Source organism: Streptomyces sp. NPDC048643 (genome assembly GCF_040650615.1).
In the GTDB taxonomy this organism is placed as follows: Bacteria; Actinomycetota; Actinomycetes; order Streptomycetales; family Streptomycetaceae; genus Streptomyces.
On sequence record NZ_JBEZHO010000038.1, the window covers coordinates 18,526 to 31,773 of the forward strand.

Below are 13,248 nucleotides of genomic sequence, written 5' to 3' on the forward strand. Positions count from 1 at the left end.
GTCCCCCTCCGTCGTGACGGTCTCCCGCTACTCTCCCGCAGCCCGGAGCGGCCCGCACGGCCTTCGGCGAGCCTGGCCGGACCCGCACGGCGGGGGGAACGTGCGGGGCCCGGCCGCAGCGGCGACCGGACCCCTCGCGCTCAGCGGTGGCTGAAGAGGGACATGGCCGGAAGGGCCTTGTCGTCGAAGCCGAACAGGGCCTGGTTCTCCCAGCCGTTGCCGGAGGCGGGGTCGGCGGGGTCCCAGCCGTTCCCGGCGACCGCCGTCCAGGTGGCCTCCCAGTAGAAGACGCCGAGGCCGCGGCCGTTCGGAACGGCCTCGACGATGTTCATGACGTCACGCAGCCAGGCGGACTGCCCGGCGGTCGTGGCCGGATAGCCGGCGACCAGTTCAGCGGTCGTGTCGATCTGGTTGACGAGCGCGTCGTCACTGTCCAGCCGGAACGGGTAGGCCGTCTCGGCAAGGAAGACCGGCTTGGCGTAGCGGGCGGCGGCGTCGTCCAGGGTCGTCTGGAAGGCGTCGAGCGAGCCGTGCCAGTAGCCGTAGTACGAGAGGCCGATGGCGTCGAACTTCACGCCGTTGGACACCGCGTTGTCGAACCACCAGCGGGTGCCGGCGAGATCGCCGCCCTGGGCGAGGTGGAGGCCCACGACGGTGGAGGTGCTGACCGCCTTGGCCGCGGAGTAGCCGGAGTTGAGAAGCCCGGCGAGCTGCGGCCAGTTGTCCGTGGAGCCCTCGGACCAGAGCATGCCGCCGTTGATCTCGTTGCCGATCTGCACCATGTCGGCCGTGGTGCCCTGCGCCTTGAGGGAGTTGAGCACGTCGTACGTGTGGTTGTAGACGTCCGTCTTGAGCTGACCGTACGAATGCCCCGCCCAGGCGGCCGGTTCGGTCTGCTTGCCCGGGTCCGCCCACGTGTCCGAGTAGTGGAAGTCGACCAGGAGCTTCATGCCCTGCGCCTTGACGCGCTTGGCCATGGCGAGGACGCGTGCCTTGTTGTTGTAGCCGTCGGCCGGGTTCACCCAGACCTTGAGGCGGGCGTAGTTCATCCCCGAGGACCGGAGGATGGCGAGCGCGTCCCCGGCCGTGCCGGATCCGGTGCGGTAGACCCCGCCGAGGGCCTCGCTCTTGGCGAGGGAGGAGATGTCGGAGCCCTTGACGGACAGTCCGGAGGTGCCGGCGGTGAACGTCAGGTCGTCGACGTTGATCCAGTTTCCGGCGTTGGCGTCGGAGACCACGCTGATCGTGCACTGGCCGCCGGTCACGGCGACGGGCACGACCAGGTGGATCCATCCGCTCGCGGAGACCGGCAGGTCGGTGCGCCGCTCGGTGCCGCCGCAGTTTCTGAGGGCGAGGTAGGCGGAGTTCTGCCCGCCGCCCGAACGCACCCAGGCGGTGAGCTTGTAGTTCCCGTTGGTGAGTCCGGAGAGGTACTGGTACGTCTCGACCTTGTACGCGGAAGCGGAGTAGTGGCTGAGGCGGTAACTCCCGCCGTGGCCAGCGGTTTCGACGTAGGAGGCGCCGGTGTCTCCGTACTCCGACCAGCCGTTCGGTGTCGCCGTGCCGGCGCCGTCGGCCTCGAATCCGGCGTTGGTCAGGGTGCTGGCCGCGTGCGCGGGCTGCGCGGGGAGGGCGGTGAGGGCGAGCCCGGCCGCGAGCGGCATCAGCAGGGCTCTGAGGGTGCGTCTGGGATGGAACATCATCGTCCGTCGTCCCTTCGACGTGGTGGGGAGAGATGCCCCCTGCCTGGGGGCTGTTCCCTCCGCCCGCGGCTTGGTGGCTCGCGCGGGCGGAGGGGGATCGGTGGGCCGTCGAGCCCCTGGCCGGACGGCGGTTGGTCGGCGGTCGGCGGTCGGCGGTCGGCGGTCGGCGATGAAGAACGCGTCCGCCGACGGTCCGAGCGGGGCCTGCGCGGGTACCGCGCCGAGCGGTCGTGGGCTAGCGGGCCCGGCCGGCCGCCGGCCGGCTCAGCTGTCGAGCCGTACGACCCGTACCGTGCCCGCCGGGACGGCGAGGCGGCCGGCGGCGCGTTCGCCCGTGAGGAGTTCGGTGCCGTGCGCGTCCAGCGTGACCTTGGCGTCGGAGCCGGTGTGGTTGACGGCGAACACGAACGTGCCCGACTCACCGGTGCGGCGCACCACTTCGACGTCACGGGGCAGGTCGGTGCGCGGTGCGATGCGCGCGTCGTCGGCGGCGGAGGCGATGAGCGTGTCCAGGCCCTCGGCTCCGAGGCGCGTCGACACGTACCAGGCGGAGCCGGCGCCGAGCGCGTGTCGGGTCACGGCGGGGTGCCCGGCGGTGAGGCCGTCGGCGTACGTCCAGACGGTCTCGGCTCCGCGCGGCACCACGAACTCGGTCCACACGTCGCCGGTGAGTGCGGAGCCGTCGGGCCCGGTGATACGGATCTGGTCGCCCCTCAGCAGCGGGGAGAACTCCTCGACGGTCAGGCCGAGTACGTCCCGCAGGGCTCCGGGGCAGGGGCCGTCGTGCACGGCGTCGTGCTCGTCGACGATGCCGGAGAAGTAGGAGACGAGCAGGGTGCCGCCGCTCTCGACGTACCGGCGGAGGTTGTCGCCCGCGGCCTGGGTCGTGAGGTAGAGGGCGGGGACGACGACAAGGGGATAGGCCGACAAGTCGCCTTCCGGATGGGCGAAGTCGACCGTCAGGTGCCGGTCGTAGAGGGCTTCGTAGAACGCGTCGGCGCGTTCGCGTGCGTCGTGGTCCTCAGTGGGCCGCCACTGGAGGTTCTGCGCCCACCAGGAGTGCCAGTCCCACAGCACGGCCACGTCGGCGACCGTCCGCGTCCCCGCCACGGGGGCCAACGCCCCGATGGAGGAGCCGAGTTCCACGACCTCGCGCCAGACCCGGGAGTCGGTGCCGGCGTGCGGGAGCATCGAGGAGTGGAACTTCTCGGCGCCGCGCCGGGACTGCCGCCACTGGAAGAACAGGGCACCCTCGGAGCCCCGCGCCACGTGGGACAGGGAGTTGCGGGCCATCTGGCCGGGCGCCTTGGCGGGGTTGCGGGGCTGCCAGTTGACACCCGAGGTGGAGTGTTCGAGGAGGAGCCAGGGTGCGCCGCCCGCGACGGAGCGCGTGAGGTCGGCGGCCATCGCCAGGTTGACGTGGGTGCGGCGGCCGTCGGTCATCAGGTAGTGGTCGTTGGTGACGAGGTCGACCTCGCGGCCCCACGCCCAGTAGTCGACGGAGTCGCACTGGCTGAGGGCCGTCATGAAGTTGGTGGTGACGGGGATGCCGGGGGCGAGGCGGTGCAGGATGTCCCGCTCGGCGACGAAGTTCTCGCGCATCGTGGCGTCGGCGAACCTGCGGTAGTCCAGGGCCTGGGCGGGATTGCCGACGGTGGGGGTCACGCGCGGCGGGTCGACCTGGTCGAAGCCGGTGTAGTGCTGGCCCCAGAAGGCGGTCCCCCAGGCCTCGTTGAGCGCGTCGACGGTGCCGTGGATCTCGGTGAGCCAGCGGCGGAAGTGTTCGGCGCAGGAGGCGCAGTAGCAGGCCGAGACGGGGACGCCGTACTCGTTGTGGACGTGCCACAGGGCGAGCGCGGGGTGGTCGGCGTACCGGGTGGCGAGCCGCGTCGTGATGGAGGCGGCGGCGGCGCGGTAATGGACGTTGCTGTGGCAGATGGCGCCGCGTGAGCCGAAGGCGTGGCGGGTGCCGTCGGCGGTCACCGGCAGTGCCTCGGGGTGCTCGCGGTAGAACCAGGCGGGTGGCGCGACGGTGGGGGTGCCGAGGTCCACGCGTATGCCGTTCTCGTGCAGCAGGTCGAGCACGCGGTCGAGCCAGCCGAACGCGTAGGTGCCAGGCGCCGGTTCGAGCAGCGCCCAGGAGAAGATCCCGACGCTCACCATCGTGACGCCCGCCTCGCGCATCAGCCGGACGTCCTCGGACCAGACGGCCTCCGGCCACTGCTCGGGGTTGTAGTCCCCACCGAAGGCGAGCCCGGTGCGGCTCTGGGGGTTGGTCTCCGGCATCGGATCTCTCCCGTTTAATCGATCATTTGGGAACGTGCACACACACCATCAGGAGCGCGAGGCCAACATAACCGCACAGCAACAACCATTGACAAGTGTCCGGGATGTTTCTCTACTGTGAACGCTCACAGAAGCACGGAGCGCACATCGCGCACCAACAGGGCAGGCCTTCGCGGCAGGCGGAGGCCCAGGTCAGGGGAGAACGATCCATGCCCATCACGAAGCACAGCCGCCTCGCGGCCGGCACCGTCGCCGTCGTCCTCGGCGCCGCCTCGCTCACCGCCTGCGGCTCGTCCGACGACGACAAGAGCGCAGACTCGTCCGGTCCCGTGTCGCTGACGTACTGGACGTGGGCGCCGGGCATGGACAAGGTCGTCGACCTCTGGAACAAGGGGCCGGGCAAGCAGCAGCAGATCTCCGTCACCGTGAAGAAGCAGGCGTCGGGCGACACCCTCGTCACCAAGATCCTCACCGCGCACAAGGCGAAGAAGGCGCCGGACCTCGTCCAGGCCGAGTACCAGGCACTTCCGACCCTGGTCAGCAATGACGCGCTCGCCGACATAGCCGGCGACGCGAAGGACGCCAAGGGCAAGTTCGCCGAGGGTGTCTGGCAGCAGACGACGCTCGGGACGGACGCGGTCTACGCGATCCCGCAGGACATCGGCCCGATGATGTTCTACTACCGCGCGGACCTCTTCAAGAAGTACGGGCTGACCGTCCCGACCACCTGGGAGCAGTTCGCCGAGACCGCCCGCGCCCTGAAGAAGAAGGCGCCGGACAAGGCCCTCACCACCTTCTCCGCCAACGACTCCGGTCTCTTCGCGGGTCTCGCCCAGCAGGCGGGCGCCAAGTGGTGGACCACCTCCGGCGACAAGTGGAAGGTCGGGATCGACGACGCGGCCACCGAGAAGGTCGCCGACTTCTGGGGCGGCCTCGTCAAGGAGGGCGCGATCGACAACCAGCCGATGTACCAGCCCGCCTGGAACAAGGCGCTCAACACCGGCAAGCAGATCGCCTGGGTGAGCGCGGTGTGGGCGCCCGGCACCCTGACCACGGCGGCCCCGGACACCAAGGGCAAGTGGGCGATGGCCCCGCTGCCGCAGTGGTCGGACGGCGGGAACACCACGGGCAGTTGGGGCGGTTCCTCCACGGCCGTCACCACGGACTCGCCGCACCGGGCGGCCGCCGCGACGTTCGCCGCCTGGCTGAACACGGACCCGCGGGCGGTGGCGGCGCTGGCCAAGGAGAGCGGTATCTACCCGGCCTCGACGAGCGCCCAGACCGGGGACGCGTTCGCCCAGCCGCCGGCGTTCTTCTCCAACCAGCCGGACTTCTACACCAGGGCCGCGGAGATCGCGAAGAACACCGCTCCGTCCGCGTGGGGCCCGAACGTGAACGTCGCCTACACGTCCTTCAACGACGCGTTCGGCGCCGCCGCGAAGAACAGGTCCGACTTCGGCGACGCCCTGAAGACCATGCAGGACACCACGGTGGCCGACCTCAAGAAGCAGGGCTTCGGGGTCGCTCCGTGACCACCGCACGCCGGAGGCCGTACGGGGTCAAGGGGGCCCCGTACGGTTTTCTCCTCCCCGCCGCCGTCCTCTTCGTCCTGTTCTTCGCACTGCCCATCGGCTACGCCCTCTGGCTGAGCCTGCACAAGGTCGAGGTCAAGGGCCTCGGCCTCGGCTCCGGCGCCCGCAAGGAGGTGTGGGCGGGCCTGCGCAACTACACGGACGCCCTCACCGACAGCGAACTGCTTCACGGCGCGCTGCGCGTGGCCGGCTACGGAGCCATCGTGGTCCCGGTGATGCTCGGCCTCGCGCTGCTCTTCGCGCTGATGCTCGACGCCGACAAGGTCCGGCTCGCCCCGTTCACCCGGCTCGCGATCTTCCTGCCGTACGCCATCCCGGGCGTCGTCGCCGCGCTGCTCTGGGGATTCCTCTACCTCCCCGACGTCAGCCCCTTCTACTTCGTCCTGGACAAGCTGGGCATGCCGCAGCCGAACCTGCTGGACGGCGGTCCGCTGTACGTGGCGCTGTCGAACATCGCGGTCTGGGGCGGCACCGGCTTCAACATGATCGTCATCTACACGGCGCTCCGGGCCATACCCGTCGAGGTGCACGAGGCGGCCAGGCTGGACGGCGCGACACCGCTGCAGATCGCCCTGCGGATCAAGATCCCGATGGTGGCCCCCTCGCTGGTGCTCACCTTCTTCTTCTCGATCATCGCCACCCTCCAGGTGTTCAGCGAGCCGACGACGCTCAAGCCCCTCACCAACTCCGTCTCCACGACGTGGAGTCCGCTGATGAAGGTCTACCGGGACGCGTTCGGCGCCGGCGACATCTACGCGGCCGCCGCCGAGGCGGTGATCATCGCGGTGGTGACACTGGTGCTGTCCTTCGGCTTCCTGCGCGCCGCGAACTCCCGTACCCAGCAGGAGGAAGCACGATGAGCACGCTCGCCGTCCGCAAGGCCGCGCCGGCCGCGGGGACGACACCCGGCACCGCCCAGGGACCGCCACGGCGCGGCCGGATCGCCCTGGTCCCGACCCTCACGCTGCTGCTCGGCGCCCTCTACTGCCTGCTCCCCGTCGCCTGGGTGCTGATCGCGGCCACCAAGTCGGGCAGTGAACTGTTCTCGACGTTCACGTTCCTGCCCGGCACCGGCTTCACGCGGAACGTCACGGACCTCAACGCCTACCGCGACGGCATCTACTGGACGTGGATGGGCAACTCCGCCCTCTACGCCGGACTCGGCGCCCTCCTGTCGACGGCCGTCTCGGCGATCAGCGGCTACGCCCTCGCGATCTACCGCTTCCGCGGCCGGGAGACCATCTTCAGCGTCCTGATGGCGGGCGTCCTGATGCCCCCGGTGATCCTCGCGATCCCCCAGTACCTGCTCCTGGCCAAGGCCGATCTCACCGACTCCTACGCCTCGGTGCTGCTGCCGCTGGTCCTCTCCCCGTACGGCGTGTACCTCGCCAGGATCTACGCCTCGGCCGCCGTGCCCGGTGACGTGGTCGAGGCCGGACGGATGGACGGGGCCGGCGAGTGGCGGATCTTCACCCGGGTCGCGCTGCCGATGATGGTGCCCGGTCTCGTGACCGTGTTCCTGTTCCAGTTCGTCGCGGTGTGGAACAACTTCCTGCTCCCGTACATCATGCTCAGCGACGACGAGAAGTTCCCCATCACGCTCGGCCTGTTCACCCTCCTCGAACAGGGCTCCAACACCCCGGCGCTGTACACCCTGGTGATCACCGGCGCCCTGCTCGCGATCGTCCCGCTGGTCGCCCTGTTCCTGGTGATCCAGCGCTTCTGGAGCCTCGACCTGCTGTCCGGAGCCGTAAAGTCATGACCATGAGCAACACGGGGGGCCGGCGCCGACCGCCGACGATCCACGACGTCGCGCGCGAGGCGGGTGTGTCCCGGGGCACCGTCTCGCGTGTGCTCAACGGCGGCCACTACGTGAGCCCGGCGGCACAGGAGGCGGTCAACGCCGCCATCCGCAGGACGGGCTACGTCGTGAACCGGCACGCCCGCTCGCTGATCACCGGACGGTCGGACTCGGTCGGTTTCCTGCTGACCGAGCCGCAGGAGCGGTTCTTCGAGGACCCGAACTTCAACGTCCTGCTGCGTGGCTGCACCCACGCGCTCGCGGCGCACGACGTCCCGCTCCTGCTGATGCTCGCCGGCACCGAGGACGAGCGACGGCGCATCACGCGCTACATCACGGCGGGCCACGTCGACGGGGTGCTGCTGGTCTCCAGCCACTCCGGGGACCCGGTCGCCGAGGAACTGCGTGAGGCGGGCGTACCGCTCGTCGCGTGCGGCAAGCCCATCGGCATGGGCTCCAGGGTGAGTTACGTCGCCGCGGACGACCGGGACGGCGCCCGGGACATGGTCCGGCACCTGCTCTCCCTCGGGCGGCGCCGCATCGGCATGGTCACCGGTCCCCTGGACACCCCGGGCGGTGTGGAACGCCTGGCGGGCTACCGGGAGGTGCTGGCCGAGGCGGGCGTCGAGGCCGACGACCGGCTGATCGCCTCCGGCGACTACAGCCGTGCCAGCGGCGAGGCCGGGGCCGTTCAACTCCTCGACCGCGCACCGGACATGGACGCCGTGTTCGTCGCCTCCGACCTGATGGCGCAGGGGGTGCTGGCCGCGCTGCACAAGGCCGGCCGCCGGGTCCCCGAGGACGTGTCGGTCGGCGGCTTCGACGACTCCCCGGCCGCCACGGCCGCCACCCCGGCCCTCACGACGATCCGCCAGCCGTGGGACCGCATCAGCGCCGAGATGGTGCGGGTGCTGCTCGCCCAGATCGGCGGCGAGGACCCCGCCGCGGTGATCCTGCCGACGGAGCTGATCCGGCGGGAGTCCGCCTGAGGAGGAGTGTTCGGGAACCCGTCCGAGGAGGAGCCGTCGGGCGGACCACCACTCCGGAGTGCCCCGCCCGCCGCTCGGGGGTCCCCTCCCCGCCGCTCCGGTGTCTTTTCTTCCCGGGCGGCGGTACCGGTCAGGATTCGAGAAGCCACCGGCCGGTCCCCCGGCCTAGCGTGAGAGGACCGCCGGAACAGCCGACGGGACGAGGGCCGGCCGACCCGGCCGCCACGCACACGGAGGACTCGCCATGACCGCCGGACTGAAGACCGTCATCTACCCCGTCAAGGACATCGCGAAGGCGAAGGCGCTCTTCACGGCGCTGCTCGGGGTGGAGCCGTACGTGGACGAGCCGTACTACGTCGGGTTCAAGGACGCGGGCCAGGACGTCGGCCTGGACCCGAGCGGCCACTCCAAGGGACTGACCGGGCCGGTGCCGTACTGGCACGTCGACGACATCAAGGAGACCCTGTCGGGCCTGCTCGCGGCCGGCGCCGAGACGCTGCAGGACGTCCAGGACGTGGGCGGCGGCCGGCTCATCGCGTCGGTCAAGGACGCGGACGGCAACCAGGTCGGGCTGATCCAGGACACCGCCTCCTAGACGGAGACAGAGCCGTGCGGGCCCGGGGCGTTCGACGGATCGCCCCCGGGCTCGCGGCCGACGGGCGAACTGGATGCGAATGCACTAGTTGCACAGTCAATGAATGGCCCGATCTCCAGTACCATTCGGTTATGGCAACGCAGACGCCCGGTACCCGGCTGGAGGACCAGTGGCGGGACATCCTCTCGGTGCACGCCCGCACGATGTGCGAGATCGACCGCGCCCTGCACCCGCACGGCCTCGGAGCCAGTGACTTCGAGGTCCTGGACATCCTCGCCTCGGGCGCCGTGTCGGAGCCCGGCGAGCACTGCCGGGTGCAGAACATCGCGGGCCGGGTCCATCTCAGCCAGAGCGCACTGTCCCGGCTCATCGGACGTCTGGAGAAGGACGGCCTGGTCGAGCGCACCGTCTGCGAGGAGGACCGCCGCGGCGTCTGGGTCGCCCTCACCGGGAAGGGCCGTGACCTGCACGCCGAGGTGCTCCCCCTGCAGCGGTCCGTGCTCGCCCGCATGCTGCGGGGCTGACCTTCTCCACCCGGACGTCACCGGGTGACCCCAGGGCCCCGGCGTTCAGCCGAGCGGCCGGGCCAGCAGCGTGCGAACGCCCTCCGAGCTGAGGGTCAGACCGTGCGGCGAGCTGGCGTCGATCGTCAGGGCCAGATCGCCCGTCGGCCACTGCGAGGCGAGGGCGCCGAGCGGTACGAGGCGGTAACGGGAGACCGACGGAAGCAGCTCGGCCATCTCCAGCTCGGAGGTGAAGACCGGGACGACCTGTTCCCCGCCCGGCTGGTCCAGGACGGGCAGCGCGACGGCCGTGGGGTCGGCGACGTCCGCGTCCGTGACGTCGTCCGGCACGGGGACCAGTACGTCACTGCCGGCGAGCGTGTTCAGCGCCGCGGTGTCCTGGGTGTTCTCGGCGAGCGTGTTCAGGGCCTCCTGGGCGGGGGTCGCCTCGGCCGCGGTGGGGTGGTGGTTGTTGTGGGGGGTGTCCATGGCAGATCCCTCGGTCGTGGTCGGTGGGTGGCCACCCGGGCGGGTTGCGCTCTTCCCGGGTGCAACGACCGTCGCGTACCCATCGCACACCACGCCATTCATCCTGGCCCCGACCCATCCGGAATCGGGTGCGCCGATCAGGCCGGTCACGTGGTCGCCCCGGGCGTCCGACACCCGGGGTGACCACGGCCGCAGCCCCTCGGACCGTCCACCGGTCCGGAGTGCGGGCTACTTCAGATAGGGCCCGTCGGCGCCGATCTTTCCGGGACCGTTCAGGACGTACACCCGCAGGTTCCCCTTGCCGGGCGCCGCCACGGACAGGGTGCCGCCGGAGACGGTCTTCACGTCGCCGGTGACGGCGTCCGTGTACGTGCCGTTCGGTATGCCGGTGTAGGTGGCCCCGCCGGTGACCGTGACCAGGGCGAAGCTGTCGGTCGAGCCACTGGTGTAGCGGCGCTTGAAGGCCATCGATCCGCTGATCCCGTCGGTGGAGTACTGGCCCGACTGGAGGGCCGGGATCGCCCGGCGGATCAGGTTGAGCCGCTGGAGGTGCTTGACCAGGGGCTGGGCGAGGGTCGTGGCGACCTCACCGCTCGCGGAGGCGACCGTCCCGAAGCCGGAGGCCGTCACGCCGCCCGCGAGGTGGTCCCCGTAGTAGGCGCGTCCGGTGCCGGCCAGCGGACAGGTCGGCCCGCAGTCGATCTGCTTGCCCTTCTGGAACTCGATCTCCGATCCGTAGTACAGCGTGGGGATGCCGCGGAAGGTCCACATCAGTGCCATGTTCTCGGCCCACGCGTCGGTGCCGCCGCTGTAGCGGGTGCTCGACTTGTTCGGTCCGTAGTCGTGGCTGTCGACGTAGACGACGTTGTACGTGGCGTCGTTGACGGAGTCGTCGGAGTCCTTGCCGTTGTTGTACGCGTTCTGCGCGTCACCGAAGTTCATGTGCATGCGCATGTCGATGATGTTCATCCCGGAGAACTGGCTGCGGTCCGGGGTGTGGTAACTGTTCCCGCTCAGGAAGGCGTTGGCGGAGGTCGGTTGGTTCCCGGTGCCGAGCTGCTCCTCGTAGTCGTACTGCTCGATCGCCGCCTTCTCGTCGTCCGCGCTGTACTCCTTGCGCTCCTTCCAGGTGAAGAACTGCGCGGAGTGGTTCACCGAGCCGCGGTTCCACTTGTCGTTCACGAAGGCGCCCACCTCGCCGAAGACGAAGAAGTTCTTCGCCGCGTCCGTGCCGAACCGCTGGGTGACCCGGTCGTAGATCGCGGGAAGGAAGCGGCGGTTCCAGGTGACGCGCGGAATGTGGACGGCCGTGTCGACGCGGAATCCGTCGACGCCCATGTCGATGTACTTGTCGTACGCGCCGATCAGGTAGTTCTGGACGGTCGCGTTCTCGGTGTCGAAGTCGGCGAGGTCCTCGTGCAGCCAGCACGAACGGGAGTCCTCGCCCTCCCAGTTGCCGATCCAGCACTGGTGGTAGTAGGCCTTGGGGAACATGCCCGACGTGGGGCTCGGCCACTGGCAGTTGTAGAGCGTGTACCCCTCGGGGCTCTTGCCTCCGGTGGGCTTGCCCCAGTTGAGACAGGTGTTGCCGGAGGGTTCGGCGGTCGACCACAGGTCGCCGTTGTAGTACGACTTCCCGGACTTCGGCTCGACCGTCAGGCCGTCGTACTCGAATCCCGCGTTCTTCTCGTCGTAGTACCAACTCCACTGCGTGTCGCGCACGCCGTAGACGGTCGGCGTGAACAGGCCCTTGGCGCCCCAGCGCGAGCTGTGGTTGTAGACCACGTCCTGGTAGATCTTCATGCCCTTGGCGTGGGCCGCGTTGATCAGGTCCTGGTACGAGGCGCCGGCCGACTCCAGGCGGGGGTCGACCTTGTAGAAGTCGTAGCCGTGATAGCCGTGGTAGTCGTAGTCCGAGCGGTTGAGCACGACCGGCGTGATCCAGACGGCGGAGAAGCCGAGCGCCTTGATGTAGTCGAGCTTGTCGACGAGACCCTTGAAGTCACCGCGGAACATGGGGTCGTTGTTGGCCGCGTTGCCCGACGTGACGTCCTGGCTGCCGCCGCGGTCGTTGGACGTGTCGCCGTCGTAGAAGCGGGCCGTGAGGACGAAGTAGATCGGGTCCTTGCGCGGGTCGGTGCCGAGCGGGGTTCCCGCGGCCGGCGCGGGAGCCTTCTCGCCCGTCGTGACGGGGGCCGCGGAGGAGGCGGGCGAGGTGTTCCCGGCGGCGTCGACGGCCTTCACCGTGTAGGTGTAGGTGGTCTTCTCCTCAAGTCCCGTGTCGGAGTGGACCGTCGAGCCGACGTCGGTGACGACGGTTCCCCTGGTGCCGCCGGTCCGGGTGAGCTGGTACTTCGTCACGGCGGTGTCGTCGGTGGCGGGTTTCCAGCTCACCACGACCGAGGTGCCGGAGGCACTCGCCGTGACCCCGGTGGGCGTCGTCGGCGCCTGGGTGTCGGGCACCTGGGCCGCGCACGGGTTCGCCGCACCGGCCGTGACCGTCCGGTCCTTCACCGTCGTGGTGCCCGAACCGAGCGCGTAGTCGGCGCCGTTGTTGTTGTCCCAGACGCCGTTGCCGTTGTTGAAGACCGCCTTGAGCGAGGTGGCCGAACCGAGGTCGAGGGTCTTCTTCCACCAGCCGGTGCAGGCGGACTCCATGCCGATCCCGGGCACCGTGGTCCAGGAACCGCCGGTGGGCGCGTAGTGGAGGTTGGCCGTGCTCCAGCCGGACGTGGCGGTCGAGTAGTAGACGGTGGCCTGGTTGCCGCTGCCCGTGCCGGTGTCGGCGCACGGGTCGCTGTGGGCGATCACGCCGTCCTTGACGGTGACGGTCCCGGTGCCCAGCGCGTAGTTGTTGCCGCCGTTGTTGTCCCAGGTCCCGCTTCCGTTGTTGAAGGTGGCCAGCAGTCCGGCGGCCGAGCCGAGGTCGACGGTCTCCTTCACCCAGTCCGTGCAGGCCGTCTCCATCCGGACGCCCGGCACGGTCGTCCACGAGCCGCCGTCGGGGGCGTAGTGCAGGTACGTGGCGGGCCAGTTCTTGGTCTTCGTGTAGTAGAAGACCGTCGTCGTGGCCGAGGCGGCGGATGTCCCCGACAGGGGGGCGGAGTCCGCGTTCGGTGTGGCGGTCGCGAAGATCCCGGTCACCGCGGCGAGGGCCACCAGCGGTCGCAGCAGGCGGTGTCGGTGTCTGCGTCTCATGGACGTCTCCAATACAGGCCGGGGAGCGGGGAGTTGCGCTGCAAGAAGAACCGGCAAGTTCCTGAAAGAGCTTGCGGGCGGAAGCTACAGGG

Annotated in this window: 10 protein-coding genes; 6 read left to right on the forward strand and 4 right to left on the reverse strand. The window is 69.9% G+C overall.

The genetic code is table 11. The features are described 5' to 3' along the window. Positions 1-140: 140 nt before the first annotated feature. Both AB0C62_RS29875 and AB0C62_RS29880 read right to left on the reverse strand, forming a co-directional pair. Positions 141-1,700 (reverse strand): arabinogalactan endo-1,4-beta-galactosidase, encoded by a 1,560-nt coding sequence (locus AB0C62_RS29875; protein WP_362978468.1) that lies wholly within the window; start codon positions 1,698-1,700, stop codon positions 141-143. A gap of 267 nt (positions 1,701-1,967) precedes the next feature. Beyond that, a complete protein-coding gene (locus AB0C62_RS29880) occupies positions 1,968-3,989 on the reverse strand; it encodes a beta-galactosidase (protein WP_362978366.1) in 2,022 nt (673 codons plus the stop codon). A gap of 209 nt (positions 3,990-4,198) precedes the next feature. On the opposite strand from AB0C62_RS29880, the gene AB0C62_RS29885 reads away from it, so the two are divergent. From AB0C62_RS29885 to AB0C62_RS29910, 6 genes are all read left to right on the forward strand, one after another. Then, a complete protein-coding gene (locus tag AB0C62_RS29885) occupies positions 4,199-5,521 on the forward strand; it encodes an extracellular solute-binding protein (protein WP_362978368.1) in 1,323 nt (440 codons plus the stop codon). Beyond that, entirely contained in the window at positions 5,518-6,441 is a 924-nt protein-coding gene (locus AB0C62_RS29890) for a sugar ABC transporter permease (RefSeq protein WP_362978370.1), read from the forward strand. Before AB0C62_RS29885 ends, AB0C62_RS29890 begins: the two co-directional genes overlap by 4 nt. Continuing rightward, entirely contained in the window at positions 6,438-7,343 is a 906-nt protein-coding gene (locus AB0C62_RS29895) for a carbohydrate ABC transporter permease (RefSeq protein WP_362978372.1), read from the forward strand. Before AB0C62_RS29890 ends, AB0C62_RS29895 begins: the two co-directional genes overlap by 4 nt. Further along, positions 7,340-8,371: a LacI family DNA-binding transcriptional regulator gene (locus AB0C62_RS29900; protein WP_362978374.1), complete on the forward strand. Its 1,032-nt coding sequence runs from the start codon at positions 7,340-7,342 to the stop codon at positions 8,369-8,371. The genes AB0C62_RS29895 and AB0C62_RS29900 overlap by 4 nt, the downstream gene beginning before the upstream one ends. Before the next feature lie 244 nt (positions 8,372-8,615). Further along, the gene (locus AB0C62_RS29905) at positions 8,616-8,966 is read left to right on the forward strand and encodes a VOC family protein (protein WP_362978376.1); all 351 of its coding nucleotides are present in this window, start codon (positions 8,616-8,618) and stop codon (positions 8,964-8,966) included. Between the two features lie 131 nt (positions 8,967-9,097). After that, positions 9,098-9,490: a MarR family transcriptional regulator gene (locus AB0C62_RS29910; protein ID WP_362978378.1), complete on the forward strand. Its 393-nt coding sequence runs from the start codon at positions 9,098-9,100 to the stop codon at positions 9,488-9,490. Between the two features lie 45 nt (positions 9,491-9,535). Here AB0C62_RS29910 and AB0C62_RS29915 read toward each other — a convergent pair whose 3' ends face one another. Both AB0C62_RS29915 and AB0C62_RS29920 read right to left on the reverse strand, forming a co-directional pair. Next, positions 9,536-9,958, reverse strand: coding sequence for an SseB family protein (locus AB0C62_RS29915; protein WP_362978380.1), 423 nt, complete (start codon positions 9,956-9,958; stop codon positions 9,536-9,538). A 228-nt stretch (positions 9,959-10,186) separates the two neighbouring features. Then, positions 10,187-13,156: a carbohydrate binding domain-containing protein gene (locus tag AB0C62_RS29920; protein WP_362978382.1), complete on the reverse strand. Its 2,970-nt coding sequence runs from the start codon at positions 13,154-13,156 to the stop codon at positions 10,187-10,189. Positions 13,157-13,248: the final 92 nt, after the last annotated feature.